Source organism: Pseudomonas sp. GD04091, from assembly GCF_029836165.1.
Classification (GTDB): domain Bacteria; phylum Pseudomonadota; class Gammaproteobacteria; order Pseudomonadales; family Pseudomonadaceae; genus Aquipseudomonas.
This window is the reverse complement of the sequence record NZ_JAOEBG010000024.1, coordinates 39,380-65,873: the sequence shown is the minus strand read 5'-3', so window position 1 is coordinate 65,873 and position 26,494 is coordinate 39,380. Positions and strand designations below refer to the sequence as shown.

Sequence of the window (26,494 nt, the reverse complement as noted above, 5' to 3'; positions counted from 1 at the left end):
GGCCTCCCTTTTTCATGCCGCGGTGAAACTTAGAACAGTACGCGGGAGCGGATGGTGCCCTTCACGTGCTGCAGTTTCTCCTGAGCCAGGTCGGAGTATTCGGCATCGACGTCGATTACCACGTAACCCACTTTCTCGTTGGTCTGCAGGAACTGACCGGAGATGTTGATACCGTTCTCGGCGAACACTTTGTTGATCTCGCTGAGCACGCCCGGAATGTTTTCGTGGATGTGCAGCAGGCGGTGCTTGCCTGGGTGCGCTGGCAGGGCCACTTCCGGGAAGTTGACCGACGACACGGAAGTACCGTTGTCGCTGTACTTCACCAGTTTCTCGGCCACTTCCAGGCCGATGTTGGCCTGGGCCTCGGCGGTGGAACCACCGATGTGCGGGGTCAGGATCACGTTGTCCAGGCCACGCAGCGGGCTTTCGAACTCTTCGTCGTTGGAGCGCGGCTCGACCGGGAACACGTCGATGGCGGCGCCGATCAGGTGCTTGTCCTTGATCGCGGCGGCCAGGTGGTCCAGCTCGACCACGGTACCCCGGGCGGCGTTGATCAGGATCGCGCCCTTCTTCATCGCGCGGATTTCCTTCTCACCGATCATCCACTGGGTGGACGGCAGCTCAGGCACGTGCAGCGAGACGATGTCGGCCAGGCCCAGCAGCTCGTGCAGGCTGGTGACCTGGGTGGCGTTGCCCAGCGGCAGCTTGGTCAGCGGGTCGAAGAAGTAGACCTGCATGCCCAGGCTCTCGGCCAGGACCGACAGCTGGGTACCGATCGAGCCGTAGCCGACGATCCCCAGCTTCTTGCCACGGATCTCGAAGGAGTTGGCCGCGCTCTTGATCCAGCCGCCACGGTGGCAGGAAGCGTTTTTCTCAGGGATGCCGCGCAGCAGCAGGATGGCCTCGGCCAGCACCAGCTCGGCCACCGAACGGGTGTTGGAGTAGGGGGCGTTGAACACGGCGATACCGCGCTCGCGAGCCGCTTCCAGGTCGACCTGGTTGGTGCCGATGCAGAAGCAGCCGACCGCAACCAGTTTCTTCGCACAGTCGAAGATCTCTTCGGTCAGTTGAGTGCGCGAGCGGATCCCGATGAAGTGGGCATCGGCGATCTTTTCCTTCAGCTCGGCTTCGGGCAACGAACCAGTGAGGTACTCGATGTTGGTGTAGCCGGCAGCCTTGAGGGTATCGACCGCGTTCTGGTGCACACCTTCAAGAAGAAGGAACCTGATCTTGCTCTTGTCGAGAGAAGTCTTGCTCATCTGCGTAAACCTGTATCCCGGAGAAAAATGGCGAGGGGGGTGAAGCGGCGCGGCGTCGGCCTTAGCACGAACAGCGGGAGGGCTATGCTAGCATACGCGACCTGATCTGAGCTTATCCCGACAGGTGAAGCGTGCTCAGGGTGACTATGAATAAGTCGAGAGTTCCAGCGATGACCCAGTCTGCGGTAATTGATGAGCTGATGACCCTGGTCGACCCTGGCAAGGTCCTCACCGACCCCGCCTCGCTCGACGCCTATGGCAAGGACTGGACCAAACACTACCCGCCCGCGCCCAGCGCCATCGTCTTCCCCAAATCCATCGAGCAGGTCCAGGCCATCGTTGGTTGGGCCAACCGCCACCAGGTCCCCTTGGTACCCTCCGGCGGGCGCACCGGGCTTTCGGGCGCCGCGGTGGCCGCCAACGGCGAGGTGGTGGTGGCCTTCGACTACATGAACCAGATTCTCGAGTTCAACGCGTTCGACCGCACCGTGGTCTGTCAGCCGGGGGTGATCACCCACCAGCTGCAGCAGTTCGCCGAGGATCAGGGGCTGTATTACCCGGTGGACTTCGCCTCGAGCGGTTCCAGCCAGATCGGCGGCAATATCGGCACCAATGCTGGCGGGATCAAGGTGATCCGCTACGGCATGACCCGCAACTGGGTCGCCGGGCTGAAGGTGGTCACTGGCAAGGGCGAGCTGCTCGAACTGAACAAGGACCTGATCAAGAACGCCACCGGCTACGACCTGCGTCAGTTGTTCATCGGCGCCGAAGGCACGCTGGGCTTCGTGGTCGAGGCGACCATGCGCCTGGACCGGGCGCCGCGCAACCTTACGGCGATGGTGCTGGGCACGCCGGACTTCGATGCGATCATGCCGGTGCTGCACGCTTTCCAGGGCAAGCTCGACCTGACCGCCTTCGAGTTCTTCTCCGACAAGGGCCTGGCCAAGATCATGGGCCGTGGCGACGTGCCGCCGCCGTTCGCGACCGCGTGCCCGTTCTACGCCCTGCTGGAATTCGAAGCCAGCACCGAGGACGTGGCCAACGAGGCACTGGCCACCTTCGAACACTGCGTCGAGCAGGGCTGGGTGCTGGATGGGGTGATGAGCCAGAGCGAGACACAGCTGAAGAACCTGTGGAAGCTGCGCGAGTACCTGTCCGAGACCATCTCCCACTGGACGCCGTACAAGAACGACATCTCGGTCACCGTGTCCAAGGTGCCGGCGTTCCTGCGCGATATCGACGCCATCGTCGGCGAGCACTACCCGGACTACGAAGTGGTCTGGTACGGCCATATCGGCGACGGCAACCTGCACCTGAACATCCTCAAGCCCGACCACATGAGCAAGGACGACTTCTTCGCCTCCTGCGCCAAGGTCAACAAGTGGGTGTTCGAGATCGTCGAGCGCTACCACGGCTCGATCTCCGCCGAGCACGGCGTGGGCATGACCAAGCGCGACTACCTGGGCTACAGCCGCTCGCCGGATGAAATCGCCTGCATGAAGGCGATCAAGGCGGTGTTCGACCCTAACGGCATCATGAATCCGGGTAAGATCTTCGCTCCCGAATAAAAAGCAGTATCCACAGGAGTCGGCCATGAGTTACCAGCACCAGTACGTAGACGGCACGCGTATCCACTTCCCACTGGGCAAGGTGGTGTGCATCGGCCGCAACTACGCCGAGCATGCCAAGGAACTGGACAACCCCATCCCCAGCGAGCCGCTGCTGTTCATCAAGCCCGGTAGCTGCGTGGTGCCTCTGGAAGGTGGCTTCAAGATCCCGACCGAGCGTGGTTCGGTGCACTACGAGGCCGAGATCGCGGTGCTGCTGGGCAAGCCGCTGTCGACCAATCCCACCGAGGAAGAGGTGCTCGACGCCATTTCCGGCTATGCGCCAGCCCTGGACCTGACCCTGCGCGACGTGCAGGCGAAGCTGAAGGAGAAGGGACTGCCCTGGGAACTGTCCAAATGCTTCGATGGCGCCTGCGTGCTGCCACCGTTCGTATCGGCCGGCACCTTCGAGGACCTCGCCGACATCGGCATCCGCCTGACCATCAACGGTGAAGTGCGCCAGGACGGCAACAGCGCGCTGATGCTCAACCCGATCGTGCCGATGATCCAGCACATGGCGGCGCAGTTCTCCCTGCAGGCCGGCGATGTCATCCTCACCGGCACCCCGGCGGGAGTAGGGCCGTTCAATGTCGGCGATGAGCTGGTGCTGGAACTTCCGGGCGTGAGCCGGTTCGAAGGCCGCGTGCTTTGACCCCCGGCGGCGTCGGCGCAAGGCCGTCGTCGCACGCCTTTACCGATTTTTCACAAACGATCCGGATAATTCGTCCATCCACACCCATTCGCCATTTCGGGCGACGACTCCTCTGCGTATTTTCAGGAAACTCCCTTGATGGCCAACCCTTCCAGTGCATCCCTTCCGCCTGCACCCAAGCGGCGCGTGTCCGTCCGCTGGCCGCTATGGCTGGTTGCCGTGGCCGTGATCGGCTATGGCCTGATGGTCGCCATGCACTGGGACGACCGCGGCCTGCTGTGGATAAAGGAAGGCTTCGAAAGCCAGGCCGAACGCAAGGAAAGCATCTGGCTGCCGGACTACGTGGTGGATATCGACGCCAAGCCGCTGCCGGGCATGGAGCGCGACGAAGCCTCGGACCTGGCCTTCAACCCGCGTACCCGCACCCTGTTCGCGGTGATGGGCAAGCATCCGTTCCTGGCCGAACTCAGCCTGGACGGCGAGGTGCTGCGCAAGATCCCCCTGGTGGGTTGGGCCAACCCGGAAGGCGTGGCGGTCCTCGAGGACGGCCAGGTCGCCATCGTCGACGAGCGCCACCACGACCTGACGGTGGTCAAGGTGGACGCCAATACCACCTCGCTCGATCGCGCCGACTACCAGAGCCATGGCTTGGGCGAAGCCGACAAAGGCAACAAGGGCTTCGAGGCCATCGCCTGGGACCCGGCACGCCAGCGCCTGATCATCGGCGAAGAGCGGCCGCCGAAGCTGTACACCTGGCGCACCGACGGGCGCAGCGCGCTCGCGGGCGACAAAGAGGCGCTGCCCAACGACGACCTGGACCTGCGCAACCTCTCTGCGCTGGGTGTCGATCCGCGCACCGGCCATCTGCTGGCCTTGTCGGCGAACTCCAACATGCTGCTGGAACTGGACGAGAAGGGTGAGCAGGTCAGCTTCATGACCCTGCTGGGGGGCTTCAACGGCCTGGCCGACACCATCCCGCGGGCGGAAGGCGTGGCCATGGACGATCAGGGCAACCTGTACATCGTCAGCGAACCCAACCTGTTCTATCGCTTCAGGAAGAACTGACGCTGTCTTCAACCATTTCTGACGATGGCATTAAGCTTTGCTTCAGTTGATAGTGGTTAGATGCGTGCCCCTTAAGCCGAGTCTGTCTCCATGCGCCGCCACTTCCGACTGTTGCTTGCCGCCATCGTCCTCGTTCCCCTGCTCGTTCTGGGCGTGGCGGGGCATGAATTCCGACTGTTCGAGCGGGGCTGGTTCAACCTCAAGACCTGGTGGCAGCCGGCCGAGCAGAGCATCGGTCTCGACCGTTATCAGGTGGCGATCGAAGCCCAGCCCATCGATGGGCTGGACGATGACCTCTCGGCGCTGACCTACGACCCCGACCGCAAGACCCTGTTCACCGTCACCAACGCCAGGTCGGAGCTGATCGAGCTGTCGCTGGACGGGCGCATCCTGCGCCGTGTGCCGCTGACCGGCTTCGGCGACCCCGAAGCGGTGGAGTATGTCGGGCCGAACAGCTACGTGATCACCGACGAACGCCAGCAACGGCTGATCCGTGTGCGCCTGGACGATGACACGCTGTTCCTCGATGCCAACGATGCCGAGCAGCTGTCACTGGGGATCGGCCTCAATGGCAACAAGGGATTCGAGGGCCTGGCCTACGATTCGGCGGGCAAGCGCCTGTTCGTGGCCAAAGAGCGGGATCCGATGATGATCTACGAGGTGCACGGTTTCCCCCACGACAATCCCGACAAGCCCTATGCCGTGCATGTGGTGCAGGACCGCAAGCGCGACCGCCGCTTGTTCGTGCGGGATCTCTCCAGCCTGCAGTTCGACGAGCGCAGCGGGCATCTGCTGGCGTTGTCGGATGAGTCACGGCTGGTGCTGGAGCTGGATGTGAAAGGACGGCCGCTGAGCACCCTGTCGTTGCGCAAGGGATTCCAGGGCTTGAAGCAGACGGTGCCACAGGCGGAGGGGATCGCGATGGACGATGCCGGGACCATCTATCTGGTCAGCGAGCCGAACCTGTTCTACGTGTTCAGGCAGCCTTGATCGGGGAGGATGGCACCGGCTTTGCCGGTGTTCGCCGGCAAGCCAGCTCCCACAGGGGAATGCGGATCCTGTGGGGCTGGCTTGCCAGCGATTCGAGGGCGCAGCCCTCGCTGGCGGTTACTCGGCCTTCAGGGTCTTCACGCCTTCGGCGGTCCCCAGCAGCAGTACGTCCGCCGGGCGCGCCGCGAACAGGCCATTGGTGACCACGCCGACGATGGCGTTGATCTGGCTTTCCAGCTCCACCGGGTTGGTGATCTGCAGGTTATGCACGTCCAGGATGACATTGCCGTTGTCGGTCACCACGCCCTCGCGGTAGACCGGATCGCCGCCCAGCTTCACCAGCTGACGCGCCACGTGGCTGCGGGCCATCGGGATCACCTCGACCGGCAATGGGAATGCGCCCAGCACCGGCACCAGCTTGCTGGCGTCGGCGATGCAGATGAAGGTCTTGGCCACGGCCGCGACGATCTTCTCGCGCGTCAAAGCCGCGCCGCCGCCCTTGATCAGGTTGAGGTGGGCGTCGCTCTCGTCGGCGCCGTCCACGTAGAACTCCAGCTCGCTGACGCTGTTCAGCTCGTAGACCGGGATGCCGTGGCCCTTCAGGCGCTGGGCGGTGGCCTCGGAGCTGGCGACGGCGCCGTCGAAGGCGGTCTTGTGCTGAGCCAGGGCGTCGATGAAGAAGTTGGCGGTCGAGCCGGTGCCGACACCGACGACGCTTTTCTCGTCCAGTTTCGGCAGGATGAGGTCGACGGCGGCCTGGGCGACGGCCTGTTTGAGTTGGTCCTGGGTCATGCGGGCTCCGGGAGGGGCAGGGCGGGAAAGGGCCTAGTATAACGGCTCCCGCGGCGTTGCTGTGGTCGCCCGACGTAGCGCTGCGGTAGACTCCCAGCCCTTGTCCCGCGGCCCAGTGATGCTTTCCGATGCTCGAACAGTACGTCAAGAAGATCCTCACCTCGCGCGTCTACGACGTTGCCGTCGAAACCCCGCTGCACAGCGCCGGGCAGCTGAGCAAGCGTCTGGGCAACACGATCCTGCTCAAGCGCGAGGACCTGCAGCCAGTGTTCTCGTTCAAGATCCGCGGGGCCTACAACAAGCTGGCGCAGTTGAGCCGCGAGGAACTGGCCCGTGGCGTGGTCACCGCCTCGGCCGGCAACCACGCCCAGGGCCTGGCGCTGGCGGCCCGGGAGCTGGGCATCAAGGCCACCATCGTCATGCCCAAGACCACCCCGGAGATCAAGATCGAGGGCGTGCGCTCCCGTGGCGGCAAGGTGGTGCTGCACGGCGACTCGTTCCCCGAAGCCCTGGCCTACTCGCTGAAACTGGTGGAGGAGAAGGGCTTCGTCTACATCCATCCCTATGACGACCCGCACACCATCGCCGGCCAGGGCACGGTGGCCATGGAAATCCTGCGTCAGCACCCGGGCCAGCTGGACGCGATCTTCGTGCCGGTCGGCGGCGGCGGGCTGATCGCCGGCATCGCCGCCTACGTGAAATACCTGCGCCCGGACATCAAGGTGATCGGCGTCGAGCCGGACGACTCCAACTGCCTGCAGGCCGCCATGGCCGCGGGTGAGCGCGTGGTGCTGCCACAGGTCGGGCTGTTCGCCGACGGCGTGGCGGTGGCACAGATCGGCCAGCATACCTTCGACATCTGCCGTCACCATGTGGATGAGGTGATCACTGTCAGCACTGATGAGATCTGCGCGGCAATCAAGGATATCTACGACGATACCCGCTCGATCACCGAGCCTGCCGGTGCATTGGGCGTGGCGGGCATCAAGAAGTACGTCGAGCTCAAGGGTGTCGCCGGGCAGACGCTGGTGGCCATCGACTCCGGGGCCAACGTCAACTTCGACCGCCTGCGCCACGTGGCAGAGCGCGCCGAACTGGGCGAGAAGCGCGAGGCGATCATCGCCGTGACCATCCCCGAGCGTCCGGGCAGCTTCAAGGCCTTCTGCGAGGCCATCGGCAAGCGCCAGATCACCGAGTTCAACTACCGCAAGCACACCTGCGACGAGGCGCACATCTTCGTCGGCGTGCAGACCCACCCGGAGACCGATCCGCGCGCGGCACTGGTGCGGCAACTGACCGAGCAGGGCTTCCCGGTCACCGACCTGACCGACAACGAACTGGCCAAGCTGCACATCCGCCACATGGTCGGCGGCCATTCGGCCGGGGCCTGCGACGAGATGGTGCTGCGCTTCGAGTTCCCGGAGCGGCCGGGGGCGCTGTTCAACTTCCTCAACAAGCTGGGCGGGCGCTGGAACATCTCGATGTTCCACTACCGCAACCACGGTGCCGCCGATGGCCGCGTGGTCGCCGGCCTGCAGGTGCCGGAGGACGAGCGCCACCTGGTGCCGGCGGCGCTGGCCAAGATCGGCTATCCATACTGGGACGAGACCGAGAACCCGGCTTACCGGCTATTCTTGGGCTGAACACGGCACACCGACCTCGTGGGAGCGGCGGCGCGCCGATGCGACTTGCCCCGCGATGAAGGCATCAGCAAGAAGGACGATCGCAAAATGGAACACCTGACCACCCTCAAGACCCTGCACATCCTCGCCACCGCCCTGTTGCTGCTGGGCGCCCTGGGCCTGGCGATCTGGACCTGGCGCGCCCGGCGCAAGGGCGATAGCGAGGCCTACGGCAAGCTGCTGCGCCGGCCGCTGGTGTTCGTCTGGCTGCTGATGGGGCTGTGCCTGGTGAGCATGCCGTTCACCGGCTGGTGGCTGGTGCACCTGATCGGCTGGCCGCTGGGACAGACCTGGGTGCTGGCCTCCAGCATCATCTATACGTTTGGCGCACTGGCCGTGTGGTGGCTGGTGGCACGCCTGAACCGGCTGCGCAAGGCCGAGGCGGTGGGCTTGAGGTTCACCCTGGCGCTGGCGGTGTTCAGCGGCGTGTGCTTCCTCTCCATCGCCGGCTTGATGGGCGCCAAGCCAATCTAGCTTGCGCGGGCTGCCCCGCAGCCCCGCCCCTCTCCAGCGCAGCGAAACGACGTGCCCCTGGCAATCGCGTCACCTCGCCTTCACGCAAACCGGGTATACCGGGACCAGGTCCGCTGTAGCGGCCATCCCGGACCTCGAACGCGCCACGGGAGAGCCCCGCGCAATACCGAGTCCCCGCCTCGCCGCAGATAAGCTTGGCGGGCGCGTTGCTGCGCTCGCAGGCTTTGTGGAACAATGCCGGGACATGCGTTTGCGAGGTTGCTGCCGTGATCGACCCGGATGGTTTTCGCCCCAATGTCGGGATCATTCTGACGAATGATGCCGGGCAGGTGCTATGGGCTCGGCGGATCAACCAGGATGCCTGGCAGTTTCCCCAGGGTGGCATCAACCCTGACGAAACGCCGGAAGATGCCCTGTACCGCGAGCTGAACGAAGAAGTGGGCCTGGAACGCCAGGATGTGGAAATTCTTGCCTGCACCCGCGGCTGGTTGCGTTATCGTTTACCGCAGCGTCTGGTACGCACCCACAGCCAACCGCTGTGCATCGGCCAGAAACAGAAGTGGTTCCTGCTACGCCTGGTGAGCAACGAGCAACGGGTGCGCATGGACTTGACTGGCAAACCGGAATTCGATGGCTGGCGCTGGGTCAGCTACTGGTATCCGCTGGGCCAGGTGGTGACATTCAAGCGCGAGGTGTACCGCCGCGCGCTGAAAGAGCTAGCCCCGCGCCTGCTGACGCGCGACTGACGACGGAGTCCACCCCGAGCCATGCTCAATACGCTGCGCAAGATCGTCCAGGAAGTGAACTCCGCCAAAGATCTCAAGACGGCGTTGGGTATCATTGTCTTGCGCGTCAAGGAAGCCATGGGCAGCCAGGTCTGCTCGGTCTACCTGCTCGATCCGGACACCAATCGTTTCGTGCTGATGGCCACCGAAGGCCTGAACAAGCGCTCCATCGGCAAGGTCAGCATGGCCCCCAACGAAGGCCTGGTCGGCCTGGTGGGTACCCGCGAGGAGCCGCTGAACCTCGAGAACGCCGCCGACCACCCCCGCTACCGCTACTTCGCCGAAACCGGCGAAGAACGCTTCGCCTCCTTCCTCGGTGCTCCCATCATCCACCACCGCCGTGTGGTCGGGGTGCTGGTCATCCAGCAGAAGGAGCGCCGCCAGTTCGACGAGGGCGAAGAAGCCTTCCTGGTCACCATGAGCGCCCAGCTCGCCGGGGTCATCGCCCACGCCGAGGCCACCGGTTCGATCCGTGGCCTGGGCCGCCAGGGCAAGGGGATCCAGGAGGCCCGCTTCGTCGGCGTGCCGGGCTCGCCGGGCGCCGCCGTCGGGCGCTCCGTGGTGATGCTGCCGCCCGCCGACCTGGAGGTGGTGCCGGACCGGACCGTCGAGGATATCGACAACGAACTCAAGCTGTTCAACAACGCCCTCGAGGGCGTGCGCGAGGACATGCGCAAGCTGTCGGCCAAGCTCGCCACCCAGCTGCGCCCCGAAGAACGCGCGCTGTTCGACGTGTACCTGATGATGCTCGAGGACGCGGCCCTCGGCGGCGAGGTGGTCGAGGTCATCAAGACCGGCCAGTGGGCACAGGGCGCCCTGCGCCAGGTGGTCGGCGAACACGTCAGCCGTTTCGAGCTGATGGACGACGACTACCTGCGCGAGCGTGCCTCCGACGTCAAGGATCTTGGCCGGCGCCTGCTCGCCTACCTGCAGGAGGCGCGCTCGCAGTCGCTGGTCTACCAGGACAACACCATCCTGGTCAGCGAAGAGCTGACCCCGGCCATGCTCGGCGAAGTGCCGGAAGGCAAACTGGTGGGCCTGGTCTCGGTGCTCGGCTCGGGCAACTCCCATGTGGCCATTCTCGCCAGGGCCATGGGTATTCCCACGGTCATGGGCGTGGTCGACCTGCCGTATTCGAAGGCCGACGGCATCGAGATGATCGTCGACGGCTACAAGGGCGAGGTGTTCACCAACCCCGGCGAGGTGCTGCGCAAACAGTACAGCGACGTGGTCGAGGAAGAACGCCAGCTGGCCCGCGGCCTGGACGCCCTGCGCGAGCTGCCGTGCATCACCCCGGACGGCCACCGCATGCCGCTGTGGGTCAACACCGGCCTGCTCGCCGACGTAGCCCGCGCCCAGCAGCGCGGCGCCGAGGGCGTCGGCCTGTACCGCACCGAAGTGCCGTTCATGATCAACCAGCGCTTCCCCAGCGAGAAGGAGCAACTGGCGATCTACCGCGAACAGTTGCAGGCCTTCCATCCGCTGCCGGTGACCATGCGCAGCCTCGACATCGGCGGCGACAAGTCGCTGTCGTACTTCCCGATCAAGGAAGAGAACCCGTTCCTCGGCTGGCGCGGCATTCGCGTCACCCTCGACCACCCGGAAATCTTCCTGGTGCAGACCCGCGCCATGCTCAAGGCCAGCGAAGGCCTGAACAACCTGCGCATCCTGCTGCCGATGATTTCCGGCATCCACGAACTGGAAGAAGCTCTGCACCTGATCCACCGCGCCTGGGGCGAGGTGCGTGACGAAGGCACCGACGTGCCGATGCCGCCGGTGGGGGTGATGGTGGAGATTCCCGCCGCCGTGTACCAGACCCGCGAGCTGGCACGCCAGGTGGACTTCCTTTCGGTCGGCTCCAACGACCTCACCCAGTACCTGCTGGCGGTCGACCGCAACAACCCACGGGTCGCCGACCTGTACGACTACCTGCACCCGGCGGTGCTGCAGGCCTTGCAGACCGTGGTCAGCGTCGCCCACGAAGAAGGCAAGCCGGTGAGCATCTGCGGCGAGATGGCCGGTGACCCGGCGGCGGCGATCCTGCTGATGGCCATGGGCTTCGACAGCCTGTCGATGAACGCCACCAACCTGCCGAAGGTCAAGTGGATGCTGCGTCAGATCAACCTGAGCAAGGCCAGGGAACTGCTGGCCGACGCCATGAGCCATGACAACCCGCAGGTTATCCACAGCTCGCTGCAGCTGGCGCTGAAGAACCTCGGGCTGGCGCGGATGATCGGGCCAGGGGCGAACAAGACCCTCTGATCGCCTGTGTCAGCCTGATCGCGGAGCAAACCCGCTCCCACAAAGGTGCATTGCCCCACGATAAGGTCCGATCACACCTCCAGGCTGACCTCACCCAGGTGCCCGCCAAACGGCCCGAAACTGCGCTCGATCATCCGCCGCTGCCCCTGGTCATCGACGATCAGCACCGTGCTGGCCCGCGTCCCGTAGTTCTGGCTGGCGATGAACACGCTCGACAGCAGTTTCTCGGTGGCCAGTCCTACCCCTGTCTCCGGCAGCTCCGCCTCCGCCGCCGGCTCGCCGTCAGACAGGAGCGCCAGAAGCTGCTGCGGCTCGGGTGTTTCAAGCAGCCTTTCCAGCCCCGCCCGCGCCTTGAGCAGCTTCGGCCATGGCGTATCCAGTCCCGCGTTCGAGAGCCCGTAGACACCTGGCGCCAGCACCTGCGGCGTAGCGCTGCGGGCGTGCAGATAGCCCAGCCGCCGACCGTCGCCCACCAGCAGGTTGAACCCCGAATACTGGCCGCTGCGGCCGGCCACCTGGTCCAGATAGGCCTCGACCCCCAGCTCGCCGTGCAGATACGCCGCCACCAGTTCGCCCCGCGAGCGCGGGCCCTGGTGTTGTCCGGGATCACGGATATTGGTCAGCGCCGCGAATCGCCCCTGCGGGCCGACGCCCAGCCAGGTGCCACCGGCTTCCAGGTCACGCCCGGCATGCACGCCCGGCGCATCGTCCCAGGCGGCCAGGGCCTGGGTCGGGCGGGCGTAGAACTCGTCGCGGTTGGCCGCGACGATCAGCGGCAGAGCATGCCCCGGCCGCCAGGCGAATACGATCAGGCACATAGGTTGTCCCCTGTGTTTTCGGCCACTCTACCCGCGCCACCGGCCGCGATCCATCACCTGACACAGACTTCACTAGAGCGCCGGGCTTGGCTTCCGTTACCATGCCGGATTGTTTTCCACAGGGGCCACGAATGGAATTCGCTCTCTACCTGCTGTTGGGGGCCTGCGCCGGCGTACTGGCCGGGCTGTTCGGCGTCGGCGGCGGCATCATCATCGTGCCGGTACTGGTGTTCAGCTTCACCCTGCAGGGCTTCGACCCCTCGGTGCTGACCCACCTGGCGGTGGGCACCTCGCTGGCGACCATCGTCTTCACCTCGATCAACGCCGTGCGCGAGCATCAGCGCAAGGGCGCCGTGCAGTGGCCGATCTTCGCCTGGATGACCGTCGGCATCCTGCTGGGAGCGCTGGTCGGGGCCAAGACCGCCTCGCTGATTCAGGGCCCGATGCTGCAGAAGATCATCGGCGTGTTCGCCCTGGTGATCGCCGCGCAGATGGCTTTGGACCTCAAACCCAAGGCCAGCCGTGGCATCCCTGGCAAGCCGGGCCTGACCGCCGCGGGTGGCGTGATCGGCTGGGCTTCGGCGATCTTCGGCATCGGTGGCGGCTCGCTGACCGTGCCCTTCCTGACCTGGCGCAGCCTGCCGATGCAGCAGGCGGTGGCCACCTCGTCGGCCTGCGGCCTGCCGATCGCCCTGGCCAGCGCCCTGAGCTTCATGTGGCTGGGCTGGCACGATGCGCACCTGCCGGCCCACAGCGTCGGTTACGTCTACCTGCCGGCGCTGGTCGGCATCGCCGTGACCAGCATGTTCTTTGCCCGTTTCGGCGCGCGCCTGGCGCACAAGCTGTCGCCGCGCGTGCTCAAGCGTCTGTTCGCCGCGTTGCTGTTCTGCGTCGGCTTGAGCTTCCTGATTTGAACCAAGAGGAATAACCATGCTGCCTTACCCGCAGATCGACCCCGTGGCCGTGGCCCTCGGACCGCTGAAAATCCACTGGTACGGCCTGATGTATCTGATCGGCATCGGCGGTGCGTGGCTGCTGGCCTCGCGCCGGCTGAACCGCTTCGACCCCACCTGGACCCGCGAGAAACTCTCCGACCTGGTGTTCTGGCTGTCGATGGGGGTGATCGTCGGCGGCCGCCTGGGCTACGTGCTGTTCTACGACCTGCACCAGTACCTGGCCAACCCGACGCTGATCTTCGAGGTGTGGAAGGGCGGCATGTCGTTCCACGGCGGCTTCATCGGCGTGATGCTGGCGGCGCTGTGGTTCGGCAAGCGCAACAACAAGTCGTTCTTCGAGCTGATGGACTTCGTCGCGCCGCTGGTGCCGATCGGCCTTGGTGCCGGGCGCATCGGCAACTTCATCAACGCCGAACTGTGGGGCAAGGCCACCGATGTGCCCTGGGCGATGGTGTTCCCGCCGTTCAGCGACCCGGCGCAGCTGCCGCGTCACCCGTCGCAGCTGTACCAGTTCGCCCTCGAAGGTGTGGCATTATTCGTCATTCTCTGGCTGTACTCGCGCAAGCCGCGCCCGACCATGGCCGTGTCCGGCATGTTCGCGCTGTTCTACGGCATCTTCCGCTTCATCGTGGAGTTCGTGCGGGTACCCGACGCCCAGCTCGGCTACATCGCCTTCGGCTGGTTGACCATGGGTCAGTTGCTCTGCGTACCGATGATTCTCGGCGGCATCTTCCTGATCTGGTGGGCCTACAACCGCAAACCGACGGCCAAGGCCACCGTTTGATTTCCACGGCAGGGGCGATCCCCCTGCCGTTCTTGCTACAGGTAAGCCATGAAACAGTATCTAGATCTGGTCCGTGACGTCATCGACAACGGCACGCTGCAGGAAAACCGCACCGGCATCCGCACCATCAGCCTGCCGGGCGCCATGCTCAAGTTCGACCTGCAGAAGGGCTTTCCGGCCATCACCACGCGCAAGCTGGCGTTCAAGTCGGCGATCGGCGAGATGGTCGGATTCCTGCGCGGCGTAAAGAACGCCGGCGAGTTCCGTGACCTGGGCTGCAAGGTCTGGGACCAGAACGCCAACGAGAACGCCCAGTGGCTGGCCAACCCGTTCCGCCAGGGACATGACGACCTTGGCGAGATCTACGGTGTGCAGTGGCGCCAGTGGCCGGGCTACAAGCGCATCCCGCTGAGCAACCCGGCAGCCATCGAGATGGCCGAGAAGGCCGGCTTCCGCCAGATCGCCCGTGACGAGGAGGACGGCCAGGCGTTCGTCATCCTGTACAAGGCCATCGACCAGGTGCGCCAGTGCCTGGACACCATCGCCAACGACCCGGGCAGCCGCCGTATCCTGTTCCACGGCTGGAACTGCGCCCAGCTCGACGAGATGGCCCTGCCGCCGTGCCACCTGCTGTACCAGTTCCACCCCAATGTCGAGACGAAGGAAATCTCCCTGACCCTCTACATCCGCTCCAACGACCTGGGCCTGGGCACGCCGTTCAACCTCACCGAGGGCGCGGCGCTGCTGTCGCTGTTCGGTCGCCTGACCGGCTACACCCCGCGCTGGTTCACCTACTTCATCGGCGATGCGCACGTGTACGAGAACCACCTGGACATGCTGAATGAGCAGCTCAAGCGCCAGCCGCTGGAAGCGCCGAAGCTGGTGATCAGCGACCGTGTGCCGGACTTCGCCAAGACCGGCAAGTACGAGCCGCAGTGGCTGGAGCAGATCGAGCCGAGCGACTTCTGGCTGGAAGGGTACGAGCACCATGCGCCGATGACGGCGCCGATGGCTGTCTGATCCAGCCTCAGTGTCGCCTGCTTCGCGGGTAAACCCGCTCCCACAGATTCTGTGAGAGCGGGTTTACCCGCGAGCGATTCGAACTCAATGCCCGTGGCTGCGCCCCACATGGGAATGCTCCACCTCCGGCATTGTCACCGCGCCGTTGGTCTCCAACTGCTGCAAGATCGCGCACTCCGCCCCCTGCGCATTGCACCTGCGCCGCAACTCCACCAACTGCGCCTGCAGCGCCATCAACCCGTCGATCCTCGCCTGCACATGCTCGATATGCTCGTCGATCAGCGCATTGACGCTGCCGCAGGACGCCTCGGGACTGTCGCGCAGGTTCAACAGGCTGCGGATCTCGTCGAGGGTCATGTCCAGGGTGCGGCAATTGCGGATGAAGGTCAGGCGCTCGACATGGGCCTGGGTATAGAGGCGATAGTTGCCGTCGCTGCGGGCGGGTTCCGGCAGCAACTGTTCACGTTCGTAGTAGCGGATGGTCTCCACCGCGCAGTCGGTGGCCTTGGCCAGTTCTCCGATCTTCATGGCAAATCTCCAATGCAGGGCTTGACCCTATAGTGGCTACAGGGTGTTCACTTGGCAACAGGCTCCCCCTAAGGACAACTCCATGAACCAGCCTGTCAGCCCCGAACACAAGCACGACCATGATCACGCGCATGCCGAAAAAGGGCAGTGCCACGACAACCACGCCCACAGCTGCTGCGGCGCCGGCCCGGCCCTGGTGCAGCTGAGCGAAAAGGCCAGCGCTCAGGCGCAACTCAGCCGCTTCCGGATCCAGGCCATGGACTGCCCCACCGAGCAGACCCTGATCCAGGACAAGCTGGGCAAGCTGGCCGGTATCGAGCAGCTGGAATTCAACCTGATCAACCGTGTGCTCGGCGTGCGCCACACGCTCGACGGCACCGCCGAGATCGAGCGGGCCATCGACAGCCTGGGCATGAAGGCCGAACCGCTGGCCGCCGAGGATGATGGCAGCGCTGCTGCGCCGCAGACGGCCAAGACCCGCTGGTGGCCACTGGCGCTGGCAGGTATTGCGGCGATCGCCGCAGAACTTGCGCACTTCTCCGGCAAGGCCCCGGAGTGGGTGGTCGCCGCGCTGGCCCTTGCCGCGATCCTCGGTTGCGGCCTGGGCACCTACAAGAAGGGCTGGATCGCCCTGAAGAACCGCAACCTCAACATCAACGCGCTGATGAGCATCGCCGTGACCGGTGCCGTGCTGATCGGCCAGTGGCCGGAAGCGGCGATGGTGATGGTGCTGTTCACCCTCGCCGAGCTGATCGAGGCGCGTTCGCTCGACCGCGCGCGCAATGCCATCAGCGGGTTGATGCAGCTCACCCCGGACATGGCCACCGTGCAGCAAGGCGACGGCCAATGGCGTGAGGTAGAGGTGCGCGAGGTGGCCGTCGGCGCCCTGGTGCGGGTGCGCCCCGGTGAGCGTATCGGCCTGGACGGTGAGGTGATCAGTGGACAGTCCAGCGTCGACCAGGCGCCGATCACCGGCGAAAGCCTGCCGGTCGAGAAGGCCGTGGGCGACAAGCTGTTCGCCGGCACCATCAACCAGGCCGGCGCCCTGGAGTACCGCGTCACCGCGGCCGCCGGGCAGTCGACCCTGGCCCGTATCATCAAGGCCGTCGAGGAGGCCCAAGGTGCCCGCGCCCCGACCCAGCGCTTCGTCGACCAGTTCTCGCGCATCTACACCCCGGTGGTGTTCGCCGTGGCCCTGGCGGTGGCGGTGATCCCGCCGCTGTTCATGGCCGGCGCCTGGTTCGACTGGATCTACCGCGCCCTGGTGCTGCTGGTGGTGGCCTGCCCGTGCGCGCTGGTGATTTCGACCCCGGTGACCATCGTCAGCGGCCTGGCCGCGGCGGCGCGCAAGGGCATCCTGATCAAGGGCGGCGTGTACCTGGAAGGCGGGCGCAAGCTGGACTTCCTGGCCCTGGACAAGACCGGCACCATTACCCACGGCAAGCCGGTGCAGACCGACAGCAAGGTGCTCGACCCATTGTTCGACGGCCGTGCCCAGGCACTGGCCGCCAGCCTGGCTGCGCGCTCCGACCACCCTGTCTCGGGTGCCATCGCGCTGTTCGCCAAGGAGCGGAACCTGGAGCTCAGCGAAGTGAGCGAGTTCGCCGCCCTGGCAGGCCGGGGCGTGCGCGGCGACATCGCGGGTGAAACCTACCACCTGGGCAACCATCGCCTGGTCGAGGAGCTGGGCCTGTGCTCGCCGGCACTGGAGGCCGAGCTTGACCAGCTGGAGCGTCAAGGCAAGACCGTGGTCCTGCTGCTCGACCGCTCCGGCCCGCTGGCGCTGTTCGCCGTGGCCGACACGGTCAAGGACAGCAGCCGCCAGGCTATCGCCGAGCTGCATGAGCTGGGCATCAAGACGGTCATGCTGACTGGCGACAATCCGCATACCGCCCAGGCCATCGCCGCTCAGGTGGGCATCGACCGCGCCGAAGGCAACCTGCTGCCGGCGGACAAGCTGGCCACCATCGAGAGCCTGTATGCCCAGAACCACCGCGTGGGCATGGTCGGCGACGGCATCAACGACGCGCCGGCCCTGGCCCGCGCCGAGATCGGCTTCGCCATGGCCGCCGCCGGCACCGACACGGCCATCGAGACCGCCGACGTGGCGCTGATGGACGACGACTTGCGCAAAATCCCGGCGTTCGTCAGGCTGTCGCGCCAGAGTGCGGCGATCCTCACCCAGAACATCGTGCTGGCCCTGGGGACTAAGGCAATTTTCCTGGCGATCACCTTTGCCGGCATGGCCACCATGTGGATGGCGGTGTTCGCCGACATGGGCGTGAGCCTGCTGGTGGTGTTCAACGGCTTGCGCCTGCTGCGCAAGTAGCCCTCTGTAGGAGCGGCCTTGTGTCGCGAAAGGGCCGCAACGCGGCCCCGGCGATTCTGCATGATGCCGAAATCCTGGGGCTGCTACGCAGCCCTTTCGCGACACAAGGCCGCTCCTACAGAGCATGTGCTGAATCTGCTCAACTAGAGGTTATCCACAATGCTCAGCGCCGAGCTCAAAGCCTTCTACATGGTGGCCCGCCTGGGCAGCATCACCCTGGCGGCGAAGAAGCTCGGGCTCAGCCAGCCCACGGTGACCACGCAGATCCGCAACCTCGAAAGCCAGTACGCCGTGGAGCTGTTCTATCGCGGTGGCCGACGCCTGGTGCTGAGCGAGGAGGGTGTGCGCCTGTTGCCGATGGTCAAGGCACTGCTGCAGCAGGAGGCCGACATCGAGTTCGAGCTGCGCAACAGCGGCCAGGCCCAGGGCAGCCTGCGCATCGCCGCCACCGCGCCGTACTACATCCTCGACCTGGTGAAGATCTTCCGCGAGCGCCTGCCGCAGGTGGAGGTGGCGGTGGAGATCGGCAACTCGCAGCAGGTGCTGGAGATGCTCGAGGACTATCGGGTGGATATCGCCGCTTCCTCGCAATTGCTGGAAGACGCCCGCCTGGTGCGCCGGGTGCTGGGTACCGACCCACTGGTGGTGGCGGTGCATCGCAACCACCCCCTGGCCCAGCGCCAGGTGGTGTCGATCGACGTGGTGGCCGGGCATTGCCTGCTGATGCGCGAGCCGGGCTCGACCACGCGCAAGCTGACCGAGCAGATGATGCAGGACGCCAACGTGAAGGCAGGGGCCTTGCTGGAGATCGGCAGCCGCGAATCGATCCGCGAGGCGGTGCTGCGCAACATCGGCATCAGCATCATCGCCCGGCACGAAGTACCGCATAACCCGGAACTGCGGGTGCTGGCGCTGGAGAACGCGCCGGTGATGCACGAGTACCTGTATTGCCTGAAAGAGCGGCGCCAGGCGCGGTTGCCGGCGGCGTTCCTTGGGGTGGCGCAGGAAGTGGTGGGTTCGCAGTTCTAGATCGGCGTCGGCCTGTTCGCGGGTAAACCCGCGAACAGGCCCGCCAGGCCATTACAAAATCCGCCAATACCACTATCACCGACTTTTGCCCAACCGCCACACAACCGTCTCACAGCCTTCCTAGCATGGCTCCCATCTCTTCGATGAGGCCATGCCATGAACAACGTCACTCCAGGCGCACAGATGAAAGTGCGCGGCATCCACAAGCGCTTCGGCGCCTTCACCGCGCTCAACGACGTGTCTCTGGACATCGCCGCCGGCGAACTGGTGTGCCTGCTCGGCCCCTCGGGTTGCGGCAAGACCACCCTGCTGCGCTGCATCGCGGGGCTCGAGCGCCAGGACCGGGGCACGTTGTACATCGGTGATCGAGACATCTCCGAGCTGCCTCCCCAGGCCCGTGACTACGGCATCCTGTTTCAGTCCTACGCGCTGTTCCCCAACCTCACCGTCGAAGCCAACATTGCCTACGGCCTGACCGGCAGCAGCCGCGACGCGTCGCGTCAGCGGGTCGGCGAAATGCTCGAACTGGTCGGCCTCGCCGGCAGCGAGAAGAAGTATCCCGGGCAACTGTCCGGCGGCCAGCAGCAGCGCGTCGCCCTGGCCCGCGCCCTGGCGCCTTCGCCGTCGCTGTTGCTGCTGGACGAGCCGATGTCGGCACTGGACGCCCGGGTGCGCGAGCACCTGTGCACCGAGCTGCGCCAGCTGCAGCGCCAGCTGGGCATCACCACGCTGATGGTCACCCACAACCAGGACGAGGCCATGCTGATGGCCGACCGCATCGCCGTGATGAACAACGGCCAGGTCGAGCAGTACGCCACGCCCCAGGAAATCTACGACCAGCCGGCCACGCCGTTCGTCGCCGAATTCGTCGGCCAGGGCAACTGGCTGCCGTTCCAGCGCAGCAGTGACAGCCATGCCCAGGTCGGCGGCATGCACATGCGCCTGGCGGCCAACGCCGGTGGCGCCAGCAGCGGCCGGCTGTTCTGCCGCCCGGAGGCAATCACGGTCAACCCGGTGGTGCATGAAGAAAACCTGTTCCCGGCCAAGGTCCGCGAGATCACCTTCCTCGGTAACCGCTGCCGCATGAGCTTCGAGCTCATGGCCCTGCCCGGCCACGCGCTGCTTGCCGAGCTGGCGCCGGAGGCCATGCCGCGCCTGGGCTCGCAGGATATCTGGGTGGCCCTGCCGCCGCAGAGCCTGCAGGTGTTCGCCTGAGATGGCCACGTCCATGACCCAGCCGCTCATCCACGCCAAGGCCGCGCCACGCAGCGGTGTCGCCCTGGGTGACCGTCTGTTCGTCGTCGGTGGCAAGAGCCTGCTGCTGATCCTGCTGACGCTGGCGGTGCTGATGCCGCTGCTGGCGATCTTCTGGAAGGGCTTCAGCGGCGAGGCCGGCCAGGGCGGTGGCCTGCTGGCTGCCCGTGAACTGTTCGCCAGCGAGAACTTCCACTGGCTGCTGGGCAACAGCCTGTCGGTGGCGCTCACCGTTGCGGCCATCGTCGTGCCGCTGGCCTACCTGTTCGCCTATGCCCTGCAGCGCACGCTGATCCCGGCCAAGGGCCTGTGGCGCGGCATCTCGCTGCTGCCGCTGCTGGCGCCGTCGATGCTGCCGGCCATCGCGCTGGTGTACCTGTTCGGCAACCAGGGCCTGCTGCGCGGGCTGCTCAGCGACAATATCTACGGCTTCTGGGGCATCGTCCTCGGCGAGGCCATCTACACCTTCCCGCATGCCCTGATGATCCTGCTCTCGGCGCTGTCGCTGGCCGACGCACGGCTGTTCGACGCGGCTTCGAGCATGGGCGCCGGGCCGACCCGGGCATTCTTCAGCATCACCTGGCCGGCCACGCGCCAGGCGGTGTTCGCCGCGTTCTGCCTGGTATTCACCCTGACCATCACCGACTTCGGCGTGCCCGTGGTGGTCGGTGGCGATTACCAGGTGCTGGCGCTGGAAGCCTACAAGGCCGTGGTCGGCCAGCAACAATTCGGCCGCGGCGCGCTGATCGGCATGGTCCTGCTGGTACCGGCACTGCTCAGCTTCGCCGTCGATGCCTGGCTGCGCCGACGCCAGGGCGAGGCCATGAGTGGCCGCGCCCAGGTGTTCGAGCCCAAGCCGTCGAAGCTTCGCGATGGTTGCTTCCTGGCCATCGTGCTGCTGGTGTGCGCGGCATTGCTGGGGGTGATCGGCATGGCGGTGTACTCGTCGCTGGTCAAGTTCTGGCCGTACAACCTGTCGCTGTCGCTCAAGCACTACATGTTCGACGACACCGCTGGCGGCGGCTGGCTGGCCTATCGCAACAGCGTGACCATGGCCATCGCCACCGCGCTGATCGGCAGCGTGGTGATCTTCACCGGCGCCTACCTGATGGAGAAGACCCAGGGCCAGCGCCTGCTCAACCAGGCCCTGCGCCTGCTCAGCTTCATCCCCATGGCCGTGCCCGGCCTGGTGCTGGGCCTGGGCTACGTCTTCTTCTTCAACCTCACCGGCAACCCGCTGCATGTGTTCTACGGCAGCATGGCGCTGCTGGTGGTGTGCACCATCGCCCACTACCTGACCACCGCGCAGATGACCGCCACCACGGCCCTGCGCCAGCTCGACGGCGAGTTCGAAGCTGCCGCGCTGTCGCTCAAGGCGCCGCTGTACAAGCACTTCGTGCGGGTCACCGTGCCGATCTGCCTGCCGGCGCTGCTGGACATCGTCCGCTACCTGTTCGTCTCGGCGATGACCACGGTATCGGCGGCGATCTTCCTCTACAGCCCCGACACCATCCTCGCCGCCGTCGCCGTGCTGAACATGGACGATGCCGGCAACGTCGGCGGCGCTGCCGCCATGTCCACCCTGATCCTGCTGACCAGCGCCGCCGCCTCGCTGCTGCTGGCCGCTGCTTCCCGCGGCCTGCTGCGCCGTTCCCAGGCCTGGCGCCAGCGCGCGCCCGGCCACTGACCGACTGCCCATACCCATAGGAAACGCATCATGTTCAAGCCCCTCGCACTTGCCGCTGCCGTATCCGCCGTCTTCAGCCTGCAGGCCTCGGCCGCCGGCACTCAGCTGACCGTCTACACCGCCCTCGAGGCCGAACAGCTCAAGAGCTACAAGCAGGCCTTCGAAAAGGCCAACCCGGACATCGAGATCAAGTGGGTGCGCGACTCCACCGGCATCATCACCGCCAAGCTGCTGGCCGAGAAGGAGCGGCCGCAGGCCGACGCGGTGTGGGGCCTGGCGGCGTCCAGCCTGGCCATCCTCGATCAGAACGGCATGCTCGAAGCCTATGCGCCGAAGGACCTGGGCAAGATCTCGCCCAATTACCGCGACGCCGCCAACCCGCCGGCCTGGGTGGGCATGGACGTGTGGGCCGCGACCATCTGCTTCAACACCGTCGAGGCCGAGAAACAGGGCCTGAGCAAACCGGTGAGCTGGCAGGACCTGACCAAGCCCGAATACAAGGGCAAGATCGTCATGCCCAACCCGGCCTCGTCCGGCACCGGTTTCCTGGATGTGAGCGCCTGGCTGCAGACCTTCGGTGAGCCGCAGGGCTGGGCCTACATGGATGCCCTGCACCAGAATATCGGCCAGTACGTGCACTCCGGCTCCAAGCCATGCAAGCTGGCTGCCGCCGGTGAGTTCCCGATCGGCATCTCGTTCGAGTACCCGGCGGTGCAGCTCAAGCGCCAGGGCGCGCCGCTGGACATCGTGCTGCCGAAGGAGGGCCTGGGTTGGGAGATCGAGGCCACCGCCGTGATCAAGGGCTCGCCGAAGGCGGATGCCGCCAAGCGCCTGGCCGACTTCTCCGCCAGCCCCGCCGCCATGGAGCTATACAAGGAGAACTTCGCCGTGCTCGCCGCGCCGGGCATCGCCAAGCCACAGACCGAACTGCCGGCCGACTACGAGCAGCGCCTGATCAAGAACGACTTCGCCTGGGCCTCGAAGCACCGCGACGAGATCCTCAGCGAGTGGCGCAAGCGCTACGACGGCAAGTCGGAGAAGGTGGCCCAGCAGTAAGGGCCTCATCGCAGGGCAAGCCCGCACAGAACCTGTGGGAGCGGGCTTGCTCCGCGAATGCGCACTGACCAGCAGCATTGAATCCAGTCTGAGCAGAACCTGATGCCTTCCATCGACCAGATCTTCGCCTTATACGAACACCACGGCAGCGCCGACTACATCGGCGAGGCCATCACCCAGCTCGAACACATGTCCCAGGCCGCCCAACTGGCCATGGCCGAGGGCTACGACGACGAAGTGGTGCTCGCCGCGTTTTTCCACGACATCGGCCACCTGTGCGAAGGCGAGCCGATGGGCGGCTTCGGCGTGGCCAGCCACGAGCGCATCGGCGCCCAATACCTGCGCCGGGCGGGGTTCAGCGAGCGCATGGCGCAGCTGGTGCAGTACCACGTCGAGGCCAAGCGTTACCTCACCTTGCGCCAGCCGGGGTACTACGAACGGCTGAGCGAAGCGAGCCGGCGCACGCTGGCGTACCAGGGTGGGGTGATGAACGACGCCGAGGCCGATGCATTCGAGGGTGATCCGTTGTTTGCCGTGAGCCTGCGCATGCGCGAGTGGGATGAGCGGGCCAAGGAGGTGGGAGTGGCGGTGATGGATCTGCAGGTGTTGAAGGCAAAAGCCTTGGCACTGCTTTGAATCATCGGTTGACTGGGCCGCCCTCTTCGCGGGTTTACCCGCGAAGAGGGCGGCCTTGCGCGCTCAGATCTGTGAAACCAGCGCTTCCAGCTGCTCCTGGCGCTCGGCCTGATTGACCTTCGCCCCGGGATTGAGCGTCGACCACTGTGGATGCGCCCGCGCCTTGCTCAATGCTTCTGGCAGTTTGCCCTCCCGCCAGGCCTTCTCATCGGGTGCCGCCAGGCGAATGCTGTCCTGCGCCGCATGCCCGCGCCCGTCCAACGCCACCATCAACTGCTGCTGACGCAGCGCCAGCAGGCGCAGCACGTTGTCGTCCACGGTCAGCTCACGCTGCCCCTTCAACTTGCCCATCAACCGCGAGCCATAGTTGCGCGCGGTCTGCAGGGCGCCGCCGGCAATCGCCCCGGCCAGGGCGGCTGCGCCGAGGGTCAGGCCACCGACCAGAAGGTCCACGCCCGCGCCCGCCGCCGCGCCGGCGGCCACCCCGCTGCCCAGGCGCACGCCCAGCAGTCTCAGGGTTTCCGGATTGAACAGGTCATCGCCCCAGCGTCCGTCCAGCAACGGCAGGTCGCCGGCATTGGCATCCTCGCGGCGGAAGGCATAGAGCTTGAGCAGGGCCTCGACGCAGCGCTGCTCGCGTTGCCGTACGTCCTGGCGCAGGGCTTCTATGGCACGGGCCTCGGCGGCCGGCTCGGCCTCGACGCTGCGCCGGCAAGCGGCGCAGTCGAGCAACAGTTCGGCGATCAGGCGCTTGCCGCTGCGCTGGCGGGCCAGGCGTTGCGTCTGCTGATCATCGATCAGGCGCTGCAGGGCCGGGCGGGCATCTTCCAGCAGCAAGGCCAGGCTTTCGTAGAGGCGGCGCTCGCCATCCTCGGGCGGGGCCACACTGTCGAACCGCACCAGCGCATGCAGGCCCAGGCGCGACAGGGCCTCGCGCCACTCCGGCTCGCGGTGCTGGCTGCTGGCGACGAAGTTGAGCACCGGCAGCAGAGGCTTGCCGCAGCTGGCCAGCACTTCCAGTTCGTCGCGGTACTTGGCCAGCACCGGTTCGCGGGCGTCGATCACGTACAGCCCGGCATTGCTCGCCAGCAGCTGGCGCAGCACCTTGGCCTCCTGCTCGAAGCGCTGGCGGGCCTCGCTGCCCTGGAGGAACCGCTCCAGGCGGGCCGGGCCGTCCAGGCGCTCACCCGGGCGTTCCAGGCGCTCCAGATAATCGAGCAGGGCGATGGCGTCTTCCAGGCCGGGGGTGTCGTACAGCTCGAGCAGAGGCTGACCGTCCACCGACAGGCGTGCGCCTTCCACATGGCGGGTGGTGCTGGGCCGGTGCGAGACCTCGCCGAAACCGACATCGCGGGTGAGGGTACGCAGCAGCGACGTCTTGCCGACATTGGTGTGGCCCACCACGGCCAGTTTCAGTGGCTCAGTCATGGCCATGCTCCAGCCAGGTCAGGGGGGAGGTATCGGCGTGGGGCAGGCCGAGCTGATCGAGGGCGTGGTGCCAGTCGCCCAGGCGCGCGGCGTCCAGCGCCTGGCCGGGTTGCGCCTGCAGCAGCCAGATGCGCGTGGCGCCGGCGTTGCGCGCCAGCTCCGCGAGCAAGGCCAGGCTGCCGCGGTCGGGCGAGCGTCGCGGGTCGCAGGCGATGGCCAGGCGCGCCGGGGGAAAGCGGCCGAGCTGTTCGAGCAGCTTGTTGCGCGACTCGCGGCCGTCGAGTACGCCGGCATTGGTCACGCTTTTCGGCAATGCCGGAGGCCAGGGGCGCTGGTCATCCAGCTCCAGGCCGACCAGCAGGGCACCGCTGCTGCCGCTCTCCAACTGGCCGGCCTCGAAGCGCGGCAGGGCATCGGGCGCGGCGTCCTGCACGCCGATACGCTCGCTGCGTGGCATCAGTGCTTCGCGCAGTTGCGCATAGCCAGGCAGGTTGAGGTCGAGGGACAAGCGCTCGCGGCCCTGGCGCCAGCGCCACAGGCACAGCGCCGCCAGCGCCAGGCGGGGCAGCAGGCCGTAGACCAGCACCACGCCGAGCAGCCAGCTGGCCCAGGCCTGGCGCGCCAGGTCCAGCGCCGGCAGGGTGTCGCCGCTGGCGCGGATCATCGCCGCGTCTGGCACGGCGAAACCGAGCAGCGATGGCAAGGCGCCAAGGGCCTGGGTGAGAGCGACGAAAGGCTCGGCAGCCAGCAGTGTGGTTTCCCAGACGAAGCCGTAGCGCCGGGTCGCCAGCAATGCCAGCAGCATCGCCAGCGCCGCCAGCATCGCCAGGCACCACAGGCCATGCACCAGCAAGCCGAGCAGCCAGCGGCTCAGACGCTGGCGCTGCAGCAGGACAAGCAGGGCCGGTGCCAGCTGCGCAGCCTTGGCGTCGCGGGCGAAGCGTTCGCTCAGCCACAGCCACAGGCGGCCCAGCGCCGCGCCCTGCTCGCCGGCGAAGAAAAAGCCCCCGGCCCAGCCGATCAGCAGCACGAGGTTCAACCCAAGCAGGCTGCCCAAGGCCCAGAACACGTTCACCGGGCGCTGGCCATCGCCCAGCGCGGCCAAGCCCAGGCCCGCGCCGCTGAGCACGGCGAACAGCATGAGCGCCAGCAAGGCCAGGCGCGCGCCCTGTTTCCAGTGGCGCAGCGCGCCGGTCATACCGTCGCGCTCGGCCAGCCACAGGGCGCGCTGTTCGATGCGTGTCGCCAGGTCGCCGCCCAGTTGGCGGGCGCGGCGGTTGGCCTCCTGGTCCTCCAGGGCGCCGGCGTGTTCCTCGCGCAGGCGCACCGCTTCGGTGAGCCAGCGCTTGTCGAGTCGGGTCGGTGCAGTCACAAGCTCTTCCATTGCACGGGTCAGGGCGC

Annotated in this window: 23 protein-coding genes; 17 read left to right on the top strand and 6 right to left on the bottom strand. The window is 66.1% G+C overall.

Annotated elements, in window-relative coordinates; all coding sequences use genetic code 11:
* Positions 1-29 precede the first annotated feature (29 nt).
* Positions 30-1,259 (bottom strand): phosphoglycerate dehydrogenase, encoded by a 1,230-nt coding sequence (gene serA, locus N7422_RS22690; RefSeq protein WP_279808638.1) that lies wholly within the window; start codon positions 1,257-1,259, stop codon positions 30-32.
* Between the two features lie 170 nt (positions 1,260-1,429).
* On the opposite strand from serA, the gene N7422_RS22685 reads away from it, so the two are divergent.
* The 4 genes from N7422_RS22685 to N7422_RS22670 all read left to right on the top strand — a co-directional run bounded on the left by N7422_RS22685 (position 1,430) and on the right by N7422_RS22670 (position 5,573).
* The gene (locus N7422_RS22685; RefSeq protein ID WP_279808636.1) at positions 1,430-2,827 is read left to right on the top strand and encodes an FAD-binding oxidoreductase; all 1,398 of its coding nucleotides are present in this window, start codon (positions 1,430-1,432) and stop codon (positions 2,825-2,827) included.
* 25 nt (positions 2,828-2,852) lie between these two features.
* Positions 2,853-3,518, top strand: a complete 666-nt coding sequence (locus tag N7422_RS22680) for a fumarylacetoacetate hydrolase family protein (protein WP_279808635.1) — start codon at positions 2,853-2,855, stop codon at positions 3,516-3,518.
* A gap of 138 nt (positions 3,519-3,656) precedes the next feature.
* Positions 3,657-4,583, top strand: a complete 927-nt coding sequence (locus tag N7422_RS22675) for an SdiA-regulated domain-containing protein (protein WP_279808634.1) — start codon at positions 3,657-3,659, stop codon at positions 4,581-4,583.
* A 90-nt stretch (positions 4,584-4,673) separates the two neighbouring features.
* Positions 4,674-5,573, top strand: coding sequence for an SdiA-regulated domain-containing protein (locus N7422_RS22670; protein ID WP_279808633.1), 900 nt, complete (start codon positions 4,674-4,676; stop codon positions 5,571-5,573).
* Positions 5,574-5,690: 117 nt separating this feature from the next.
* Here the strand turns inward: N7422_RS22670 and rpiA are convergent, their stop codons facing one another.
* Positions 5,691-6,365 (bottom strand): ribose-5-phosphate isomerase RpiA, encoded by a 675-nt coding sequence (gene rpiA, locus N7422_RS22665; RefSeq protein ID WP_011536226.1) that lies wholly within the window; start codon positions 6,363-6,365, stop codon positions 5,691-5,693.
* Between the two features lie 128 nt (positions 6,366-6,493).
* Here rpiA and ilvA point away from each other — a divergent pair, with 128 nt between their 5' ends.
* From ilvA to ptsP, 4 genes are all read left to right on the top strand, one after another.
* The gene (ilvA, locus tag N7422_RS22660) at positions 6,494-8,008 is read left to right on the top strand and encodes a threonine ammonia-lyase, biosynthetic (RefSeq protein WP_279808632.1); all 1,515 of its coding nucleotides are present in this window, start codon (positions 6,494-6,496) and stop codon (positions 8,006-8,008) included.
* A gap of 87 nt (positions 8,009-8,095) precedes the next feature.
* Positions 8,096-8,521 carry a DUF2269 domain-containing protein gene (locus tag N7422_RS22655; protein WP_279808631.1) on the top strand — a complete coding sequence of 142 codons (426 nt, stop codon included), beginning with the start codon at positions 8,096-8,098 and terminating at the stop codon, positions 8,519-8,521.
* Positions 8,522-8,787: 266 nt separating this feature from the next.
* The gene (locus tag N7422_RS22650) at positions 8,788-9,267 is read left to right on the top strand and encodes an RNA pyrophosphohydrolase (protein WP_028688498.1); all 480 of its coding nucleotides are present in this window, start codon (positions 8,788-8,790) and stop codon (positions 9,265-9,267) included.
* A 21-nt stretch (positions 9,268-9,288) separates the two neighbouring features.
* Entirely contained in the window at positions 9,289-11,568 is a 2,280-nt protein-coding gene (ptsP, locus tag N7422_RS22645) for a phosphoenolpyruvate--protein phosphotransferase (protein WP_279808630.1), read from the top strand.
* 71 nt (positions 11,569-11,639) lie between these two features.
* Here ptsP and N7422_RS22640 read toward each other — a convergent pair whose 3' ends face one another.
* Positions 11,640-12,386, bottom strand: coding sequence for an NRDE family protein (locus tag N7422_RS22640; RefSeq protein WP_279808629.1), 747 nt, complete (start codon positions 12,384-12,386; stop codon positions 11,640-11,642).
* 131 nt (positions 12,387-12,517) lie between these two features.
* On the opposite strand from N7422_RS22640, the gene N7422_RS22635 reads away from it, so the two are divergent.
* Genes N7422_RS22635 through N7422_RS22625 form a run of 3 tightly spaced genes read left to right on the top strand, consistent with a single transcriptional unit; the run spans position 12,518 to position 15,146 of the window.
* The gene (locus N7422_RS22635; RefSeq protein WP_279808628.1) at positions 12,518-13,300 is read left to right on the top strand and encodes a sulfite exporter TauE/SafE family protein; all 783 of its coding nucleotides are present in this window, start codon (positions 12,518-12,520) and stop codon (positions 13,298-13,300) included.
* Positions 13,301-13,316: 16 nt separating this feature from the next.
* Complete coding sequence (gene lgt / locus N7422_RS22630; protein ID WP_279808627.1) at positions 13,317-14,126, top strand: prolipoprotein diacylglyceryl transferase; 810 nt, start codon at positions 13,317-13,319, stop codon at positions 14,124-14,126.
* A gap of 48 nt (positions 14,127-14,174) precedes the next feature.
* On the top strand, positions 14,175-15,146 hold the full coding sequence (locus tag N7422_RS22625; RefSeq protein ID WP_279808626.1) for a thymidylate synthase: 972 nt from the start codon (positions 14,175-14,177) through the stop codon (positions 15,144-15,146).
* An 84-nt stretch (positions 15,147-15,230) separates the two neighbouring features.
* Here the strand turns inward: N7422_RS22625 and cadR are convergent, their stop codons facing one another.
* Positions 15,231-15,674, bottom strand: a complete 444-nt coding sequence (gene cadR, locus N7422_RS22620) for a cadmium resistance transcriptional regulator CadR (protein WP_279808625.1) — start codon at positions 15,672-15,674, stop codon at positions 15,231-15,233.
* A gap of 82 nt (positions 15,675-15,756) precedes the next feature.
* On the opposite strand from cadR, the gene N7422_RS22615 reads away from it, so the two are divergent.
* From N7422_RS22615 to N7422_RS22590, 6 genes are all read left to right on the top strand, one after another.
* A complete protein-coding gene (locus N7422_RS22615; RefSeq protein WP_279808624.1) occupies positions 15,757-18,003 on the top strand; it encodes a heavy metal translocating P-type ATPase in 2,247 nt (748 codons plus the stop codon).
* 159 nt (positions 18,004-18,162) lie between these two features.
* A complete protein-coding gene (locus N7422_RS22610) occupies positions 18,163-19,032 on the top strand; it encodes a LysR family transcriptional regulator (RefSeq protein WP_279808623.1) in 870 nt (289 codons plus the stop codon).
* A 156-nt stretch (positions 19,033-19,188) separates the two neighbouring features.
* Entirely contained in the window at positions 19,189-20,247 is a 1,059-nt protein-coding gene (locus N7422_RS22605) for a putative 2-aminoethylphosphonate ABC transporter ATP-binding protein (RefSeq protein ID WP_279808622.1), read from the top strand.
* 1 nt (position 20,248) lies between these two features.
* Positions 20,249-21,973 (top strand): putative 2-aminoethylphosphonate ABC transporter permease subunit, encoded by a 1,725-nt coding sequence (locus tag N7422_RS22600; protein ID WP_279808621.1) that lies wholly within the window; start codon positions 20,249-20,251, stop codon positions 21,971-21,973.
* A 30-nt stretch (positions 21,974-22,003) separates the two neighbouring features.
* Positions 22,004-23,029 (top strand): putative 2-aminoethylphosphonate ABC transporter substrate-binding protein, encoded by a 1,026-nt coding sequence (locus N7422_RS22595; protein ID WP_279808620.1) that lies wholly within the window; start codon positions 22,004-22,006, stop codon positions 23,027-23,029.
* A gap of 102 nt (positions 23,030-23,131) precedes the next feature.
* A complete protein-coding gene (locus N7422_RS22590; protein WP_279808619.1) occupies positions 23,132-23,665 on the top strand; it encodes a phosphonate degradation HD-domain oxygenase in 534 nt (177 codons plus the stop codon).
* Between the two features lie 63 nt (positions 23,666-23,728).
* Here the strand turns inward: N7422_RS22590 and N7422_RS22585 are convergent, their stop codons facing one another.
* Together N7422_RS22585 and N7422_RS22580 are read right to left on the bottom strand one after the other, a co-directional pair.
* Positions 23,729-25,093: a GTPase/DUF3482 domain-containing protein gene (locus N7422_RS22585; protein WP_279808618.1), complete on the bottom strand. Its 1,365-nt coding sequence runs from the start codon at positions 25,091-25,093 to the stop codon at positions 23,729-23,731.
* Positions 25,086-26,477, bottom strand: a complete 1,392-nt coding sequence (locus tag N7422_RS22580; RefSeq protein WP_279808617.1) for a DUF2868 domain-containing protein — start codon at positions 26,475-26,477, stop codon at positions 25,086-25,088. The genes N7422_RS22585 and N7422_RS22580 overlap by 8 nt, the downstream gene beginning before the upstream one ends.
* Positions 26,478-26,494 lie beyond the last annotated feature (17 nt).